This is a genomic window from Azospira sp. APE16 (assembly GCF_047901315.1).
GTDB lineage: Bacteria > Pseudomonadota > Gammaproteobacteria > Burkholderiales > Rhodocyclaceae > Azospira > Azospira oryzae.
Genome location: NZ_CP179682.1, coordinates 564,381 through 581,836, shown reverse-complemented (window position 1 = coordinate 581,836; position 17,456 = coordinate 564,381). Strand labels below are relative to the sequence as shown.

Genomic DNA, 17,456 nt, shown 5'->3' with positions numbered 1-17,456 from the left:
CAGTCCCGGAGCGACTTTCCCCGCACCGCCCCAGGAAGCGCGCCACCATTGAATGAAAAAGCCCCGCAATCCCTTTAGGGACGCGGGGCTTGGCCGACCATAGAAATTTCTGCTGGCGCCGTGTCAGCACACCACCGGCAGGGGCCGCCACAGCCGGATGCCCTCGGGGCGGACCTCGGCGCCGTAGGCCAGCACCTCCACCCCCAGCCCCAGGACCCGGCGCAGGGTGCGGCCGTATTCCGGGTCGATGTGGTCCGCCGGCCGCACTTCATCCACGTCGCCCCGCTGCACGCAGAAGAACAGCACGGCCCGGTTGCCCTTGGCCACCTCGTCGGCCATTTCGTTGAGGTGCTTGGTGCCGCGCTCGGTGACGGCGTCGGGAAAATAGCCGATGCCGCCGGCAACGGCGGCGGTGACGTTTTTCACCTCCACATAGCATGGGGGACGACCTGCTTCAGTCAGCAGCAGGTCGATGCGGCTGCGCTTGCCGCCACGGCCGTTGTCGCCGCCGTAGGGCACCTCGCCGCGGATCGCCCCATAGCCGGCCAGCTCGGCCACCGCGCCGGCCTCGATGGCTTCCCGCACCAGGGCGTTGGTGCGGCCGGTGTGCAGGCCCACCAGGACGCCGTCCGCCTCCACCAGTTCCCAGGTCCAGGCCAGCTTGCGCTGGGGGTTGTCGCTGGGGGACAGCCACACCCGGCTGCCCGGATCCTTGCAGCCCTGCATGGAACCGGTGTTGGGACAGTGGGCGGTGACCACGCTGCCGTCGGCCAGTTCGACGTCGGCCAGGAAACGCTGGTAGCGCCGCAGCAGGCGGCCTTCGGTGAGCAGGGGCAGTTGCATGGGGAATGCTCCGGCGGCGGCTCCGGGGCCGCGGCGTGGGCGGGTGGCAGAAAAGGGAAAAGGCTCAGGCCGGATCGCGCCGGTATTCCGGCAGACGGGCGCCGCAGGCCTGGCAGTAGGCGGCCTCCGGCGCCAGCCCTTCGGTCAGGCAGTCCGGACAGGTGCGGCTGGTGGGCGTGACCTGCAGGCGCTGGGCGGTGATCTCGGAGGTGACGATGCCGGTGGGCACCGCCAGGGTGCCCCAGCCGAGCAGCATCATGGCCGAGGAGATGAGACGGCCCACGTCGGTCTTGGGCGTGATGTCGCCGAAGCCGACGGTGGTCATGGTGGTGATGGCCCAATAGACGGCGGTGGGAATGCTGGTGAAGCCGTTGGCCGGGCCTTCCACCACATACATCAGGGTGCCCATGACCAGCACGATCATCAGCACCACCGAGAGGAACACCAGGATCTTGCGCCGGCTGGCCAGCAGGGCGCTGCCCAGCATCTGGTACTCGCCCAGGTAAGCGGTGAGCTTGAGCACCCGGAACATGCGCAGCAGGCGCAGGATGCGCACGTCGATGAGCAGGTGGGCCTCGGGCACCAGCAGCGCCAGGTAGGTGGGCAGGATGGCCAGCAGGTCCACCAGGCCGAAGAAGCTCAGGGCATAGCGCCAGGGCCGGCGCAGACAGGCCAGGCGGGCCAGGTATTCGGCGGTGAACAGCAGGGTGAAGCCCCACTCCAGGGTGGCGAAGAGGTCCTGGTGGCGGACGTTGAGGCTATGCACGCTGTCGGCCATGACCACCGCGACGCTGGCCAGGATGGCGAAGATGAGGCACTGGTCGAACAGGCGACCGGCCCGGGTCTCAGACTCGAATACCACCGAGTAGAGGCGCAGGCGCCAGCCGGCGAGGGGCTTGCCCAGGGAATCGGCGGCGGAATGGACGGCGGCGGCAGGGCTCATGGGCGGTCGCTTCGGAAAGTCGGGAAACAGGGGAACCAGCCCGCCATCTTAGCGCCGGCCGCCGGCCCGGGGAACCGGCCGGGCCTACAGCAGCTTCTGCAGGAACAGGGCCTGGCCGGCGGCCGGATCGAGCACGTAGGGGGCGAAGCCGGCCCGCTCGTAGGCGGCCAGGGCGCGCCGGTTGTTGGACAGCACTTCCAGGGTCAGCTTGCAGCAGCCCAGTTCCCGGGCCCGCCCCTCGGCCCAGGCCAGCAGGGCCTGGCCGATGCCGGCACCGCGGCGGGCGTCGCGCACGGCGATGTCGTGGATGTTGAGCAGGGGTCTGGCGGCGAAGGTGGAAAAACCGGCGAAGCAGTTGATCAGGCCCACCGCCTCATCCCCCTGCCAGGCCAGGGCGCTGTGGAAATGGGGCACGCCGGCCAGGGCCGGCACCAGGGCCTGCCGCACCGCCGGATCCAGCCCGCTGCCGCCGCCCATGGGGTCCCGGGCGTAGTGGTCGAGCAGATCGAGCCAGGCCGCGGCCTGCTGCGGCTGGCTCAGGTCGGTGAGGCGGACCTCCACGGGCGGCATGGTCGGCATGGCGTCAGCCGGCCAGGGACTTGAGTTTGCCCAGCAGCTGGGGATAGCGCTTGTCGGCGGGAGCCAGGCGGTGGGCGGTTTCCAGGTACTGGCGGATTTCGTCCACCAGGGAGGGGCTAACCACGGTGCGCTGCATGAAGGTGATGCCCATGTGGGCGAAGTTGAACAGCACCCGCACGTTGCCCGGCAGGCGCTCGCAGGCGGTGCGCATGGCTTCCATGGCCTCGTCGAACTTGCCGTCCCGGGCCAGCAGCACGCCCTGGTTCATCAGCTGCACCGCTTCCTTGCGCGAGGCTTCCACCAGGGCCACGCCCTCCTCGCTCATGGCGCCGGTGTCGAACACCTGCTGGATGCGCTGCAGCAGGATGGCGTCGTCCGGGTTGTTGCGCACTTCGCCCTGGAGCAGGGCGGCGGCCTTTTCCTTCTCGCCGGAGACCATCATCAGCTCGGCCATCTCCACCACGGCGGCGCTCTCCAGGCGGGGCGCGCCGGGCTGGGCCAGCACCTCGTCCAGCTTGAGGGCCACCTTGCGGGCGGATTCCAGGTCGCCGGCCCGGTGGTAGACCATGCCTTCGGTGGCCATGGCCTTGACCTTGACCTCCTCGGCATCGAACTGCTTGGTCAGGGTGGACAGCACCTGCAGGGCTTCCTTGCTGTTGTTCTGGGCGCTGCAGGCCCGGGCCAGGCCCAGGTAGGCGTCCGGCGTTTTCAGCACCGAGTGCTCGCCCAGGGCCACGCTCTTGCGGAAGGCCTTTTCCGCGTTTTCCACCTTGCCCAGCTGCAGGGACACTTCGCCCAGGTTCTTCTGCCGCATCACCGACAGGGGCGAGAGGCGGGCGGCGTTTTCCAGCACCTCCTCGGCCTTCTGCAGGTCGCCCCGGGCGTTGTGCACATTGGCCAGCCAGTCGTGGGCTTCCAGGTAGGTGCGGTTCTCCGCCACCAGGGTTTCCAGCAGGGCCTGGGCGTGGTCCAGCTCGCCGGCGGCCACATGCACCCGGGCCAGGCCGAGCTGGGCCCAGGGCACGTCCCGCTTGGCCAGCAGGGCGTTGTAGAGCAGGCGGGCCTGCTCGTGTTCGCCGGACACCAGCAGCAGGTGGCACTTCAGGCGCAGCAGTTCGCCCGCATTGGCCTTGTCCACCGCCAGGCGCTCGTCGCAGAGGCGGATGGCCAGGGGGAAGTCCATGGCCATGACGGCCTGGTCGATGTCCACGAAGGCGGCCTTCTTCACCCAGATCTTTTCCAGGCGCAGGCGCAGGGTGGATTCGGTGATGGGTTTGAGCAGGTAGGCGTCCGGCTGGTATTCGGCGGCGCCCATGACCACGTCGGCGGTCTTCTCGGCAGTGATCATGACCCAGGCGCAGCTGGGTCCCACCAGGTTGCGGTACTTGGCCTCCTCCAGCACCTGCTGGCCGTTCTTGCCGGCGCCCAGGTTGAAGTCGCAGAGGACGCCGTCGAAGCGGCTCTGGCTGAGCTGGCTGATGGCTTCGTTGCCGTTGGCGGCGGTGGCGATGACCTTGGGGTTCACCCCCATGGAGCGCAGGATGTCGCGCAGCACGGTGCGCATGCCCTGGAAGTCGTCGATGACGAGGAAGCTCTTGCTGCCGAAGTCGATGTTCTGGAAGTTGCTCATTGTTGTTCTGTTTTCCCTGGAGATGGGCCGCTCAGGGCAGGGTCAGGACGAAGCAGCCGCCGCCCCAGGCGCCGCCGTTTTCCAGGCGGATGGCGCCGTGGCGCCCCTTGTTGCGGTGCAGCCGGGCGGCCATGGCGGAGAAGTAGAGGCCCAGGCCGGTGCTGCCGCCCTGGAAGTCCACCCCGTTCATGGCAGCGACGCCGTCATCCAGCATCTTCTGGGGATAGCCGCGGCCGTCGTCCTCGACGCGCATTTCCAGGCCCTCCTCCGTCTCCCGCACCACCAGGCGCACCTTGCCCTTGGTGTAGTGGATGGCGTTGTTGAGGGCGTGGCCGATGATGCCGCCCACCAGGTCCGCATCGAAGGGCCACACCAGGTCCGACTCCACCACGGCCTCGAATTCCAGGCCGCGGAAACGCAGCAGGGGCAGGTGCTGGGACACGGTCTCGGCGACGAAGTCCTCCAGCACCCAATCCTCCGGGGAGAAGGGATAGAGGTGGTTGCCCAGCTTGTAGAGGGCCAGCAGCTGGATCAGGTTGCCGTTGATCCGCTTGGTCTCGTACATCATGTGGGTCATTTCGCCGAACTCGGGCCGGCTGGGGTCGCTGTCGGCCAGCAGCTTCTCCATGCTGCCGATGAGAATGCTGATGGAGTTCTTCATGTCGTGCACCGACGAAGCGAGGAACACCGACAGGTCGGGGGAAGTATCGGGCGGGTTCATGGGCAGTATCCTGGCGTCACCGGAAGCGGAAAAATGCCAATTTTGTCACAGAGCGGCACTAATACCAAAGTAATATCGAACGCCCTGCACCGGACCGGACCGCGCCGCCTCCCCGGGCTCTGGGGCCCAGGCGGGGCGCGGCCCTGCCCTCAGCGGCCGCTTACAGCCCGAGGCGCTGCCACAGTTCGTCCACCCGGGTCTTCACCGCCTCGTCCATGACGATGGGGCGGCCCCATTCCCGGCTGGTCTCGCCGGGCCACTTGTTGGTGGCGTCCAGGCCCATCTTGGAGCCGAGGCCGGCCACCGGGGAGGCGAAGTCCAGATAGTCGATGGGGGTGTTGTCCACCAGGGTGGTGTCCCGGGTGGCATCCATGCGGGTGGTGAGGGCCCAGATCACTTCCTTCCAGTCCCGGATGTTCACGTCGTCGTCCACCACGATGATGAACTTGGTGTACATGAACTGGCGCAGGAAGCTCCAGATGCCGAACATCACCCGCTTGGCGTGGCCCGGGTACTGTTTCTTGATGCTGACCACGGCCAGACGGTAGGAGCAGCCTTCCGGCGGCAGGTAGAAATCGACGATCTCGGTGAACTGCTTCTGCAGCAGGGGCACGAACACCTCGTTCAGCGCCACGCCCAGCACGGCGGGCTCGTCCGGCGGTTTGCCGGTGTAGGTGCTGTGGTAGATGGGGTTCTTGCGCATGGTGATGCGCTCGACGGTGAACACGGGAAACTCGGCCTGCTCGTTGTAGTAGCCGGTGTGGTCGCCGTAGGGCCCTTCCAGGGCCGTCTCGCCGGGGTGGATCACCCCTTCCAGGACGATCTCGGCGGAGGCCGGTACCTGCAGGTCGTTGCCGATGCATTTGATCAGCTCGGTCTTGGCGCCCCGCAAAAGGCCGGCGAACTGGTATTCGGAGAGGCTGTCCGGCACCGGCGTCACGGCGCCGAGAATGGTGGCCGGATCGGCCCCCAGGGCCACCGCCACCGGATAGGGCTGGCCGGGATTTTTCTGGCAGTGGTCCCGGTAATCCAGGGCGCCGCCCCGGTGGGCCAGCCAGCGCATGATGAGCTTGTTGCGGCCGATCACCTGCTGGCGGTAGATGCCCAGGTTCTGCCGCTTCTTGAAGGGGCCCCGGGTGATGGTCAGGCCCCAGGTGATGAGGGGTGCCACGTCGCCGGGCCAGCAGTGCTGGATGGGCAGGCGGGAGAGATCCACCGCGTCGCCCTCCCACACCACCTCCTGGCAGGGTGCGGAGGACAGCACCTTGGGCGCCATGTTGAGCACCTGCTTGAAGAGGGGGAATTTCTCCCAGGCATCCTTCAAGCCCTTGGGCGGTTCCGGCTCCTTCAGCATGGAGAGCACCGTGCCCACCTCGCGCAGGGCCGACACCGAATCCTGGCCCATGCCCATGGCGACGCGCCGGGGCGTGCCGAAGAGGTTGGCCAGCACCGGAATGGTGAATTCGCCGTTAGGGCCCACCGGCTTCTCGAAAAGAATGGCCGGCCCCTCGGCCCGCAGCACCCGGTCGCAGATTTCGGTCATTTCCAGACGGGTGTCCACGGGCACGCTGACCCGCTTCAATTCGCCCTGCTGTTCCAGTTGCGCGATGAAGTCGCGCAGGTCGCGGTATTTCATGGGAAGCCTATTTCAGGGGCAGCACGCCGAAGGGGTGAAGCCAGAAGTCCACGGCGATGCCGGCGAAAATGCTGGCACCGACCCAGTTGTTGTGCAGGAAGGCCTTGAAGCAGGGGCCGCCCTCCCGGGTGCGGATCAGGGTGTAGTGGTAAATGGCCAGGGCCACCGCCCCCAGCAGGCCGGCGTAGAAGGCCCAGCCCCGCTGCAGGCCGTAGCCGACCCAGGCGATGAGGGCGAAGGTGGCGCCGTAGCAGAACATCACCGCCGCCACGTCGAAGCGGCCGAAGGTGATGGCGGAGGTCTTGATGCCGATCTTCAGGTCGTCGGGCCGGTCCACCATGGCGTACTCGGTGTCGTAGGCGACGGCCCAGAAGACGTTGGCCAGCAGCAGCCACCAGGCTTCCGCCGGCACCACGCCGAGCTGGGCGGCGTAGCTCATGGGGATGCCGAAGCCGAAGGCGATGCCCAGGTAGGCCTGGGGAATGGCGAAGAAGCGCTTGGTGAAGGGGTAGCTGGCGGCGAGGAACACCGCCACCGCCGCCAGGGCGAACACCAGGGGCGTCAGCAGGGGCAACAGCAGCAGGAAGGAGAGCAGCACCAGGACGGCGAAAAGGCCCAGGGCCTCCCGCGGCGACACCGTCCGGGCCGCCAGGGGGCGGCTCTTGGTGCGGGCCACGTGGGGATCGAAGTCCCGGTCGGCGTAGTCGTTGATGACACAGCCGGCGGAGCGCATCAGCAGGGTGCCCAGGGCAAAGATCCACACCACCCACCACTGGGGCTGGCCCACGGCGGAAAGCCACAGGGCCCAGAGGGTCGGCCACAGCAGCAGCAGGGTGCCGATGGGCTTGTCCAGCCGCATCAGCTTTTCGTATTGGTCGAGACGGTGGCGCAGGGAAAGCGGGGCTTGGGAAGTGGTCATGGTCGGCAGGAAATCGCAGTCCGCAAGAACGGGATTTTAGTCCATCGCTCCGGGAGCGACGTGCGGCTCCACCTCGCCACGCCGGCGGGCCAGCCACTTGCGGCCGAGGATTTCCCAGAAGACCCAGAGGCCGATGCCGGTGGTGACCAGGGAGAAGATGGTTACCTGGAAGCCCTTCTGGGGGTGCTCGCCCAGGGCCAGGACGCCCAGCACCAGGCTGGCCAGGCCGCCCACCAGCAAAAAGCCACCAATGGCCAAACCCACGAATCGCAGCAACAGGGACACGGCAGTCCTCCCTCGGCAAAAGCCGCATCCTAACATCCGCCCCCCGCCTGCCCCTAGGCGGACCAGCGGCACTGCAGCGCGTCGGCGAAGGCGGCGGCCAGGGCCGAGGGCCGGGACGGCAGCAGCAGGGCGGCCCGGGCCAGGGCATCGGCATCGGCCAGGGGCACGAAATGGACCCCGGGAGTGGCCAGGGAGGCCATGGCGGCGGGCACCACGGCGATGCCGAAGCCGGCCGCCACCAGGTTGAGCATGGCCGTCTTGCGCGAAGTCACCGGCGCCAGGCGGGGCGCAAAGCCCCGGGCCAGGCAGAGGTCGGTGACCCGCCGCGCCAGGCCGCCCCGCTCCCGGTGCACGGCGAAAACGAAGCATTCGTCGGCCAGGTCACCAAGAGCCAGCACGGACGCGCCTGCCAGGGCATGGCCGGCCGGCAGGGCCGCCCATAGCCGCTCTTCAGGCAGGGGCCTGATTTCGATACCGCCCTCCTGGCGCAGCAGGGGCAGGCGGGCCAGGCCCAGGTCGGCCCGGCCCTGGGCCACCGCCTCCTGCTGCTGCTCGGAGGACAGCCGGTCCACATCCACCCGCACCCGGGGCTGGTCCCGGGTGAAGTCCTGCAGGGCCGCCAGCAGGGGGCCGGCCAGGGGAGTGGAGCTGGAGTGCAGCAGGCGCAGCACGCTGCCCTCGCCCCGGTGCAGGCGGCGGGCATCCTCGGCGGCGCTGCGCAGTTCCTCCTCCAGGCCGCCCACCCGCTGGCGAAAGAGGGCGCCGGCCTCGGTCAGGCTGACGCCCCGGGGTTCCCGGCGCAGCAGGGCGAAGCCCAGTTCCTCCTCCAGCTGGGCGATCTGGCGGCTCAGGGCCGGCTGGGCCACGTGCAGGGCAGCGGCGGCCGGGGTGAAGCCGCCCAGGTCGGCGACGCTGAGGAAGTAGCGGATCTGGCGCAGGCTAGGCATAACAAATCGGCATGGATGGCTGACAAATTTGATATTGGCGTTATAGCCAGACGCCGACCATCATGCAAGCCATCCGGGCCCGCCCTGTTTCGCGGCCAGCCGCCGCCGGGAGCCCGCCAGACAAGGATTCCATGCCATGCCCTTCGACACCCTGCTGCCGGCCGCCCTCCACGGCGCCCTGGCGGACCAGCTGCCCGCCCCCGCCGCCCTCGCCTTCGCCGCCCTGGCCCTGGTGGCGGCCTATACCATCTTCGCCCTGGTCGGCTTCGGCTCGGCCATGGTGGCCTCCGGCCCCCTGGCGGCGGTGATGCCGGTGCCCCGCATCATTCCCCTGCTGGCCCTGCTCGACTGTGTCGGGGCCGCCGGCCGCGGCTGGCGCCAGCGCCGCCACATCGACCGGGCCCAACTGCTGCGCCTGGTGCCGACCATGGCCCTGGGCCAGGCCCTGGGCATCGCCCTCCTCGGGCGCCTGCCGGGCCACTGGCTGGCGGCGGCCCTGGGGCTCTTCATCCTGGCCTACGGTCTGTGGGGCTTGTGGCAGCCCCGGCCGCCGGCGCTGCTGCTGCGCTGGGGCGGGGTCTGCGGTGTGATCGGGGGGATTTTCGGCGGACTGTTCGGCAGCGGCGGCTTTCTCTACGCCGCCTATCTCAGCCGCCAGCCCCTGGAGCGGGAGGTGTTCCGCGCCACCCAGGCGGTGCTGATGGCCCTCAGCACCGGGCTGCGGGTGATCCTGTGCGCCCTGGCCGGGCTGCTGGACCCGAGCCTGCTGTTGCTGGCCCTGCTGGCGGTGCCGCCCATGCTGCTCGGCACCTGGCTGGGCCACCACCTGGATCTGCGGCTGTCGCCGGAGCGCTTCCTGCGCCTGCTCAACGGCACCCTGGCGGCCGCCGGCCTGGGCCTGCTGGCCCGGGCCGCCCTGGGCTAGGAACGGCAGCTCCGGGCCGACGCTCCTCCGTCAGGTGCGGAAGTGGTGCACCGAGTCGCTCAGGCTGCGGGCCAGCTGCTGCAGCTGGGCCACGGCGCCGGCACTGGCCTGGACGGCGGAACTGTTCTGCTCGCTGATCTGGGCGATGAGCTCGATGCGACGGGCGATCTCGGTGCTGGCGGCGCTCTGCTCCTGCAGGGCATCGCCGATTTCGTGCACGGCTCCGACCACCTTGTCGGCATAGCCGTGCAGGGCGGAAATGGTGCTGCCGGCCTCGGCCACCTTGCCCGATTCGCCCTGGACCAGGGTCACACCCCGTTCCATGTGCTCCACCGCCTGCTGGATGCCGTTGCGCACCACATCGACGGTGACGCCGATTTCCACGGTGGACTGGGCTGTGCGTTCGGCCAGCTTGCGCACCTCGTCGGCCACCACGGCGAAACCGCGCCCCTGTTCGCCGGCCCGGGCCGCCTCGATGGCGGCATTGAGGGCCAGCAGGTTGGTCTGGTCCGCCACTTCCTTGATCACGCCGACCACGGCGGCGATCTTCTCCGACTCGTGTTCCAGGGTGGCGATGCCCTGGGCCGACTCGGTGACGGAGGAGGCCACCCGTCCCATGCCTTGCACCACATTGCCCACCACTTCGTTGCCCTGGTGCGCCATGCGCCCCGATTCCTGGGCGTAGGAGCGGGCCTCGGCGGAATGGTCGCGCACCTGGGAGATGCCCACGGTCATCTCTTCCATGGCCGCGGCCACGGCGGACACCGCCTCGGTCTGTTCCGAGGTGCGCCCCACCACTTCCTCGGAGCTGCGCGCCAGGGTCTCGGCGGAGGCCAGGAGGGAATCGGCGTTCTGCCGGATCTGGGCCACCATGGCGGCCAGGCGGGTCTGCATGGAAGCCATGGCGGCCATCACGCTGCCCTCCTGGGGATTGGCGATGTGCAGGGTGAGATTGCCGGCAGCCACCTGCTCGGCCACCTGCATCACCTCGGAAGGATCGCCGCCCAGCTGGCGCCCCACCACCTGCAGCACCCGGGCCAGAAGGACGATGGCGATGACGATACTGGCCAGGGCCAGGCCGATCACCAGCCGCTCGGTACGCTCGATCTCGGCGATGCCCGCTTCCTTGCTCTCGTCCAGCTGGGTCTTCATGGCCTTCATCTGGTCCAGCAGATGGCCGCGGATCTTGCGCCAGAGGGGCGTCTCGCTGCTGTTGATGAGGGCCACCGCCTCGCTGCCGGCACCGCCCACCGCCGTCTCCACCACCTTGTCGATGAGGCTGCGCCGCTCCGCCGCCAGGGCCGCCACTTCCTGCAGCACCTTGGCCACCGGCGCCTCCGCCGGCACCAGGGCGCGGGCGTTCTGATAGTAGCCGTCGAACTCTTCCAGGGCCTTCTTCAGGTTGCCGTGGCCGGTCTTGTTGGCCGGGTCCAGCACCACATTACGCAGGGCCTGGCCGCTCTGCAGCCCCTGGGCGTACATGCCGACGATGGCCCGTTCCAGGGCCATGTCCACCTCCACGTGGCGGATGAAGGTCTCCTTGGTCTGGTGCAGACCGTAGAGGCCGAAGCCGGTGGACAGCAAAAAAATGGCAAACACCACCCCCATGGCCCGTGCGATACGCGCTTTCAATCCCATGCCAGATATTCCGTTCGATTATTAGAGTATTGGAAAATTAGAACTTGCCAGCGGAATGATAGGGGCAAGCGCCTGGATTAACCAAGTGCCACTCATCCCGGCGGGAATGCCGTACGGCGCACCCCGGGATGCTCAGACAGAGGGTTTGCCAGGCTTCCGCCACAGCCAGTTACGGCAGGCGAGCAGGAAATCAGGCGCCCGCAGGCAAAGGAAGATACAGACCACGCCATTGAGCAGGGCCGCCAGCAGGAACAACCGGGGAATAGAGAGGCCGGCACCCAGCAGGGCACCGGCGGCGAGGGAGCCGACCACCATGAACAGGGCATTGAGGATGTTGTTGGCGGCGATGATGCGGGCCCGGCAAGCCGGTTCGCCCCGCACCTGCAGCAGGGCGTAGAGGGGCACGATGAAAAGGCCGCCGAAGACACCGATACCGAACAGGGCCAACATCACCGGCAGCAGGCCGGCACTGGCCAGCAAGGCTCCCAGGGCCAGGGGCGCACCGGCCGGCGGCGTCGCCGGGGAGACCAGGGCAACAGCTACGCCGAACAGGGTCAGCCCCAGTCCGCCCAGGGGCACCAGGCCCAGCTCCAGACGGCGGGCAGAGAGGCGTTCACAAAGCAGGGAGCCGACGCCGATGCCGACGCTGAAGGTGGCCAGCAGCAGGGTCACGGTGGACTCGCCGCCCCCCAGCACCTGCTTGGCGAAGGCCGGAAACTGGGCCAAAAACAGGGCGCCGTAGAGCCAGAACCAGGAGATGGCCAGGATGGCGAGGAACAGTCGCCCATCCTGCCGGGCAAAGCTGATGTTGCGCCAGGTCTCCGTGAAAGGATTGGGGTTAAGCCGCAGCCCGGGTACCGGCGCCGGCGCCGACGGAATGGCCCGGCTGCACAGATAACCGGCCACGGCCACCACCAGGCCGCCCAGGCTGATCCAGCCGGGAGCGTTGCCGAGCCCGGCCAGGATGCCGCCGGCCAGGGTACCGAGCAGGATGGCGACGAAGGTGGCCGCCTCCACCAGGGCATTGCCGCCCACCAGTTCTTCCGGGTAGAGATGTTGGGGCAGGATGGCGTACTTGACTGGGCCGAACAGGGTGGAGTGGCAACCCAATAGAAACAGCGCCCCCAGCAATACGGGCAGGCTGTGCAGGACAAAGCCCAGGGTGGCCACCGCCATGATGGCGATTTCCAGCAGCTTCACCAGGCGGGCCAGGGCCGCCTTGTCGTACTTGTCTGCCAGCTGGCCGGCGCTGGCGGAGAAGAGGAAGAAGGGCAGGATGAAGATGCCTGCCGCCAGGTTGGCCAGGAGGCCCGGATCGAGGGCCGTCCAGCTGGCGGCCTGGAAGGTCAGCAGCACCACCAGGGCGTTCTTGAACAGGTTGTCGTTGAAGGCTCCGAGGAACTGGGTACCGAAGAAGGGCAGGAAGCGGCGTTGCCGCAGCAGGCCGAACTGGCCGGCCATGCTCAGCGGCCCCGGGCCTTGGGCGCGGCCTTACCTCCCGGCCGCCCGGCCCCGCGCCGGCCGCCCGGGGCCTTGGCACTGCCGGGGCCCTTGCCCCGGCTGGGCCCGCTGCCGATGCCGTAGTCCAGGTGCTTGGGCATTTTCGGCTTCTTCGGTTTCTTGATCACCTGTCCGGCGGGGCCGGTCTCGGGCACCCGGTGGTCCGGCTCGAAGCCGTGCTGTTCGATGCGGGAAAGGGGCTGGCCGATCAGCACCTCGATGGCGCCGAGCAGGTTCACCTCGTCGGCGCAGACCAGGGACACGGCCTCGCCGCTGGCGCCGGCCCGGGCGGTGCGGCCGATGCGGTGCACGTAGTCTTCGGGGACGATGGGCAGGTCGAAGTTGACCACCCGGGGCAGGTCGTCGATGTCCAGACCGCGGGAGGCCACGTCGGTGGCCACCAGCACCCGCACCTGGCCGGCCTTGAAGCTTTCCAGGGCGCGCAGGCGGGCCGGCTGGGGCTTGTCCCCGTGGATCGATTCGGCGGCGATGCCCTTGGTCGTCAGGGTCTCCACCAGCTCATCGACGCCCTTGCGCGTCTTGACGAAGACCAGCACCTGGTCCCACTTCTTGTGCTTGTAGAGATGGCAGAACAGGGCACTCTTGCGCTTCTTGTCCACCGGCACCACCCACTGCTTGATGCCCCGGGCGGTGGCGTTGGGCCGGGCCGTCTCGATGGAGAGGGGCTTTTTCAGCAGCTGGTTGGCCATGCTGCGGATGGCGTCGGAGAAGGTGGCGGAGAAAAGCAGGGTCTGGCGCTGCTTCGGCAGCAGGGCGAAGAGGGCATTCAGTTCCCGGGCGAAACCCAGGTCCAGCATGCGGTCGGCCTCGTCCAGCACCAGGGTGCGCACCTGGTCGAAACGCACCGCGTTCTGCCGGTGCAGGTCCAGCAGGCGGCCCGGGGTGGCCACCAGGATGTCCACGCCCTTGCGCAGCTTCATCATCTGGGGATTGATGCTGACCCCGCCATAGACGGCGTAGCTGCGCAGCACCAGGAACTGGCCGTAGGCGACGAAGCTGTCGCACACCTGCTGGGCCAGCTCCCGGGTCGGCACCAGGATCAGGGCCCGGGTGCTGTTGCTGGCGGTGGGCTCCGGATCGTGGGCCAGCCGCTGCAACAGGGGCAGGGCGAAGCTGGCGGTCTTGCCGGTGCCGGTCTGGGCCGCGGCCATCAGGTCGCCCCCGGCCAGGACGGCGGGAATGGCTTTCTCCTGGACCGGGGTCGGGGTCTGGTAGCCGAGCACGTCGAGGGCTTCCAGCAGGGGCGGCACGAGGTCGAGATCGGCGAAGGTCATGGGCGGTGTTTGGCTGGACATAGGGATTGCAAAATAAGGGGCGGCGCGGCTCAGTCGGCCAGGGGGCCGGCATGGGCGCCGTGGGTGGCCTCGAAGCGGCGGGCCAGTTCCTGGCGCAGCTGGCGGCGGGTGCAGGCGGCCTCGAAGCGGCGATGCTCGTCCGGCGTCCGGGGCTCCAGGGGCGGCACCGGGGTCGGCTTGCCCTGGTCGTCCACCGCCACCATGGTGAAGAAGCAGCTGTTGGCGTGGCGCACCACCTGGGAGCGGATCTCCTCCGCCACCACCTTGATACCCACTTCCATGGAGGAGGTGCCGGTGTGGTTCACGCTGGCCAGGAAGGTCACCAGTTCGCCGACGTGGATGGGCTGGCGGAACATCACCTGGTCCACCGAGAGGGTCACCACATAGGCGCCGGCGTAGCGGCTGGCGCAGGCGTAGGCCACCTGATCGAGCAGCTTGAGGACGGCGCCGCCGTGGACCTTGCCGCTGAAGTTGGCCATGTCCGGCGTCATCAGCACGGTCATCGACAATTGGTGGTTGGGCAGGTTCATGGCAGGACTCGCGAGGCAGAATGAGAAAGCGGGAAGCGGGACGAAGGCTGGCGCGGCACCGCGGCGCTATTGTACCCGGGGCCGCAGCAGGCCGCCGGCTCAGGCCTTGAGCAGCTCTTCCCGGCTGCCCAGCCAGCGCCGCAGATGGCGCTCGGCCCGGGGCGGATCGTCCCGCAGCAGGCGTTCGGCCAGGTCCCGCGCCAGTTCCACCAGGTCGGCGTCCATTTCCAGGTCGGCGTAGCGCAGCAGGGGCACGCCGCTCTGGCGGGCGCCGACGAACTCGCCGGGGCCGCGCAGCTGCAGGTCCTGACGGGCGATCTCGAAGCCGTCGGTGTTCTCGTAGATGATTTTCAGGCGGGCCCGCCCGGTCTGGGACAGGGGCGTGGCGTAGAGCAGAACGCAGGCCGACTCGTGGGCGCCCCGGCCCACCCGGCCCCGCAGCTGGTGCAGCTGGGCCAGGCCGAAGCGCTCCGCATGCTCGATCACCATGAGGCTGGCGTTGGGCACGTCCACCCCCACCTCGATCACCGTGGTGGCCACCAGCACCTGGATCTCCCCGGCGGCGAAGGCGGCCATGGTGGCGGCCTTCTCGTCGGGCTTGAGACGGCCGTGCACCAGGCCCACCGACAGTCCTTCCAGCTCCTCGGCCAGGATGGCGTGGGTGTCGATGGCGGCCTGCAGGTCCAGCTTCTCGCTTTCCTCGATCAGGGGACAGACCCAGTAGGCCTGGCGCCCGCTCTCCACGGCGTGGCGCACCGCCCCCACCACCTCGTCGCGACGGGCGTCAGAGACCAGCTTGGTGCGGATGGGGGTACGCCCCGGCGGCAGTTCGTCGATCACCGAGACATCCAGGTCGGCGTAGTAGCTCATGGCCAGGGTGCGGGGGATGGGCGTGGCGGACATCATCAGCTGATGCGGGATGCCGGCCTTGCCCTTCTTGCGCAGTTCCAGGCGCTGGGCCACGCCGAAGCGGTGCTGCTCGTCCACGATGGCCAGCCCCAGGCGCAGGAAATCCACGTCGGCCTGGATCAAGGCGTGGGTGCCCACCACCAGCTGGGCGCCGGCGGCGGCCTCCTGCTGGGCGGCTTTTTTCTTCGCCGACTTGAGGCTGCCGGAGAGCCAGGCGACGGTAATGCCGAGGGGCTCCAGCCAGGCCGAGAGCTTCTTGTAATGCTGCTCGGCGAGGATTTCCGTGGGCGCCATGAAAGCCGCCTGCCAGCCGCACTCGATGGCCTGGCAGGCCGCCAGGGCGGCAACGATGGTCTTGCCGCTGCCCACGTCCCCCTGCAGCAGACGCTGCATGGGATGGGCCTCGGCCAGGTCCCGGGCGATTTCCTGCCATACCCGCTGCTGGGCTCCGGTGAGCTGGAAGGAAAGCTGGGCGAGCAGGCGCCGGGCCAGGTCGCCGGAGGCCTTCAGCCGGGGCGAGCCCTGTTCCCGCCGTGCCAGATAGGCCCGGCGCAGGGACAGTTGCTGGGCCAGCAGCTCGTCGAACTTGATGCGACGCCAGGCCGGGTGGCGGTGGTTCTGCAGGGCGAATTCATCGACCCCGGGGGGCGGCGCGTGCAGCAGGCGGGCGCTGGCGGCGAAGGGCTCCAGGTCCAGGGCCCGCAGCTGCGCCTGGTCCAGGGTGTCGGCCAGGTCGGACTCGGCCAGGGCCTTGCCGATGAGCTTGCGCAGGGCGGACTGGGCCAGGCCGGCGGTGGTGGGATAGACCGGCGTCAGGGACTGGGGCAGGGCACTCCCCTCCTCCACCGACTTGTAGCGGGGATGGACCATCTCGCTGCCAAAGAAGCCGCCCCGGATCTCGCCGAAGACCCGCAGCTTGCGGCCCTCGTCCCGGGCCGTTTCCAGCTGCTTGACCTGGCTACCGTAGAAATTGAGGAAGCGCAGCCACAGCTCCCCCGAGTCGTCCTCGCAGCGGGCCACCAGCTGGCGCCGGGGGCGGAACTGGATGGAGACGTCGGTGACCCGCACCTCCACCTGCACCGGCTCGTCCCAGGGCGCCTCATTGACCGGCACCACCGCCGTCTCGTCCTCGTAGCGCAGGGGAAAATGCAGCAGCAGATCGTTGCGCGAGTGCAGCCCCAGCTTGCCCAGCTTCTGCTGCAGGGCGCTGGCCCCCTTGGCTGGCGCCTTGGCGGCCTTGGCCGGCCCGGCCTTCTTTTCCGCCAAGACGGTTCTGCGCTTTAGCCGAGCACCAGCACGGCGTCGGCTTCCACCAGGGCGCCCCGGGGCAGGGAGGCAACGCCGACGGCGGCCCGGGCGGGATAGGGCTGGCTGAAGTACTGGGACATGACCTCGTTCACCTTGGCGAAATTGCCCAGATCGGTGAGGTACACATTGAGCTTGACGGTGTCGGCCAGGGAGCCGCCGGCGGCCTCGGCCACGGCCTTGAGGTTGTCGAAGACGCGCACGATCTGGGCGTCGATGCCTTCCACCATCTGCATGGAAGCCGGGTCCAGGCCGATCTGGCCGGAGAGGTAAACGGTGTCGCCAGCCTTCACTGCCTGGGAGTAGGTGCCGATGGCGGCGGGAGCCTTGTCGGTGGCGATGATCGTTTTGGCCATTTTGCTGTCCTTTAGAATGAAGCCTTGGAAAAAAGGAAATGGTAAATGACGACAGCGATCATCGCCAATCTGGAAAAGCTGCTGGACGGTCCCCGGGACGGGGCCCTGCTGCGCTATTCCCTGGGCAACGAGTGGCTCAAGGCCGAACAGTGGGAACAGGCCGCGGCTCGCTTCCGGGAAGCGGTGGACAAGGACCCCAAGTATTCGGCCGCCTGGAAGCTGCTGGGCAAGGCCCTGGCCGAGGGCGGCCGGCCGGCGGAGGCCCTGGCCGCCTATCGTCAGGGCATTACGGTGGCGGAGGGACGGGGGGACGTGCAGGCGGCCAAGGAAATGACGGTCTTCGCCCGCCGCCTGGAGAAACTACTGCAGTCGCCCGACGCCGGCCTGGATCAGACCTGAGGCGAAGCCTGCCGCAGCATCCGGCCTGGAAGGCAGCAAGGACGCCGCTCCCGGCCACGGCATGGCCAGGAGGCG

17 protein-coding genes are annotated in these 17,456 nt (G+C 68.7%); 2 read left to right on the top strand and 15 right to left on the bottom strand.

What is annotated here, in order from left to right:
• Nucleotides 1–123: 123 nt before the first annotated feature.
• The 9 genes from sfsA to ACLSSQ_RS02910 form a co-directional block, all read right to left on the bottom strand.
• Complete coding sequence (gene sfsA, locus ACLSSQ_RS02950) at nucleotides 124–843, bottom strand: DNA/RNA nuclease SfsA (protein WP_416243736.1); 720 nt, start codon at nucleotides 841–843, stop codon at nucleotides 124–126.
• A 64-nt stretch (nucleotides 844–907) separates the two neighbouring features.
• A complete protein-coding gene (locus tag ACLSSQ_RS02945; RefSeq protein WP_287875112.1) occupies nucleotides 908–1,786 on the bottom strand; it encodes an ion transporter in 879 nt (292 codons plus the stop codon).
• A gap of 84 nt (nucleotides 1,787–1,870) precedes the next feature.
• Nucleotides 1,871–2,365, bottom strand: coding sequence for a GNAT family N-acetyltransferase (locus tag ACLSSQ_RS02940; RefSeq protein ID WP_416243735.1), 495 nt, complete (start codon nucleotides 2,363–2,365; stop codon nucleotides 1,871–1,873).
• 4 nt (nucleotides 2,366–2,369) lie between these two features.
• Nucleotides 2,370–3,995 (bottom strand): tetratricopeptide repeat protein, encoded by a 1,626-nt coding sequence (locus ACLSSQ_RS02935; protein ID WP_416243734.1) that lies wholly within the window; start codon nucleotides 3,993–3,995, stop codon nucleotides 2,370–2,372.
• 31 nt (nucleotides 3,996–4,026) lie between these two features.
• Nucleotides 4,027–4,716: a sensor histidine kinase gene (locus tag ACLSSQ_RS02930; RefSeq protein WP_152089884.1), complete on the bottom strand. Its 690-nt coding sequence runs from the start codon at nucleotides 4,714–4,716 to the stop codon at nucleotides 4,027–4,029.
• A gap of 160 nt (nucleotides 4,717–4,876) precedes the next feature.
• Complete coding sequence (gene ubiD, locus ACLSSQ_RS02925) at nucleotides 4,877–6,352, bottom strand: 4-hydroxy-3-polyprenylbenzoate decarboxylase (RefSeq protein ID WP_205230461.1); 1,476 nt, start codon at nucleotides 6,350–6,352, stop codon at nucleotides 4,877–4,879.
• A 7-nt stretch (nucleotides 6,353–6,359) separates the two neighbouring features.
• Complete coding sequence (gene ubiA / locus ACLSSQ_RS02920) at nucleotides 6,360–7,271, bottom strand: 4-hydroxybenzoate octaprenyltransferase (protein ID WP_014235423.1); 912 nt, start codon at nucleotides 7,269–7,271, stop codon at nucleotides 6,360–6,362.
• A gap of 36 nt (nucleotides 7,272–7,307) precedes the next feature.
• Nucleotides 7,308–7,556, bottom strand: coding sequence for a hypothetical protein (locus ACLSSQ_RS02915; protein WP_287875120.1), 249 nt, complete (start codon nucleotides 7,554–7,556; stop codon nucleotides 7,308–7,310).
• 53 nt (nucleotides 7,557–7,609) lie between these two features.
• A complete protein-coding gene (locus tag ACLSSQ_RS02910) occupies nucleotides 7,610–8,503 on the bottom strand; it encodes a LysR family transcriptional regulator (RefSeq protein ID WP_416243733.1) in 894 nt (297 codons plus the stop codon).
• A gap of 136 nt (nucleotides 8,504–8,639) precedes the next feature.
• Between ACLSSQ_RS02910 and ACLSSQ_RS02905 the strand changes: the two genes are divergently transcribed.
• Complete coding sequence (locus ACLSSQ_RS02905; RefSeq protein WP_416243732.1) at nucleotides 8,640–9,428, top strand: sulfite exporter TauE/SafE family protein; 789 nt, start codon at nucleotides 8,640–8,642, stop codon at nucleotides 9,426–9,428.
• 30 nt (nucleotides 9,429–9,458) lie between these two features.
• Here ACLSSQ_RS02905 and ACLSSQ_RS02900 read toward each other — a convergent pair whose 3' ends face one another.
• From ACLSSQ_RS02900 to ACLSSQ_RS02875, 6 genes are all read right to left on the bottom strand, one after another.
• The gene (locus tag ACLSSQ_RS02900; protein WP_014235427.1) at nucleotides 9,459–11,066 is read right to left on the bottom strand and encodes a methyl-accepting chemotaxis protein; all 1,608 of its coding nucleotides are present in this window, start codon (nucleotides 11,064–11,066) and stop codon (nucleotides 9,459–9,461) included.
• Between the two features lie 132 nt (nucleotides 11,067–11,198).
• Entirely contained in the window at nucleotides 11,199–12,527 is a 1,329-nt protein-coding gene (locus ACLSSQ_RS02895; protein WP_416243731.1) for an MFS transporter, read from the bottom strand.
• A gap of 2 nt (nucleotides 12,528–12,529) precedes the next feature.
• Entirely contained in the window at nucleotides 12,530–13,882 is a 1,353-nt protein-coding gene (locus tag ACLSSQ_RS02890) for a DEAD/DEAH box helicase (protein ID WP_416243730.1), read from the bottom strand.
• Between the two features lie 29 nt (nucleotides 13,883–13,911).
• The gene (locus ACLSSQ_RS02885; RefSeq protein ID WP_205230445.1) at nucleotides 13,912–14,412 is read right to left on the bottom strand and encodes an acyl-CoA thioesterase; all 501 of its coding nucleotides are present in this window, start codon (nucleotides 14,410–14,412) and stop codon (nucleotides 13,912–13,914) included.
• 99 nt (nucleotides 14,413–14,511) lie between these two features.
• Nucleotides 14,512–16,587: an ATP-dependent DNA helicase RecG gene (gene recG / locus ACLSSQ_RS02880; RefSeq protein WP_416243729.1), complete on the bottom strand. Its 2,076-nt coding sequence runs from the start codon at nucleotides 16,585–16,587 to the stop codon at nucleotides 14,512–14,514.
• A gap of 14 nt (nucleotides 16,588–16,601) precedes the next feature.
• Nucleotides 16,602–16,982, bottom strand: coding sequence for a RidA family protein (locus tag ACLSSQ_RS02875; protein ID WP_205230443.1), 381 nt, complete (start codon nucleotides 16,980–16,982; stop codon nucleotides 16,602–16,604).
• Nucleotides 16,983–17,027: 45 nt separating this feature from the next.
• Here ACLSSQ_RS02875 and ACLSSQ_RS02870 point away from each other — a divergent pair, with 45 nt between their 5' ends.
• Nucleotides 17,028–17,381, top strand: coding sequence for a tetratricopeptide repeat protein (locus ACLSSQ_RS02870; protein WP_416243728.1), 354 nt, complete (start codon nucleotides 17,028–17,030; stop codon nucleotides 17,379–17,381).
• Nucleotides 17,382–17,456: the final 75 nt, after the last annotated feature.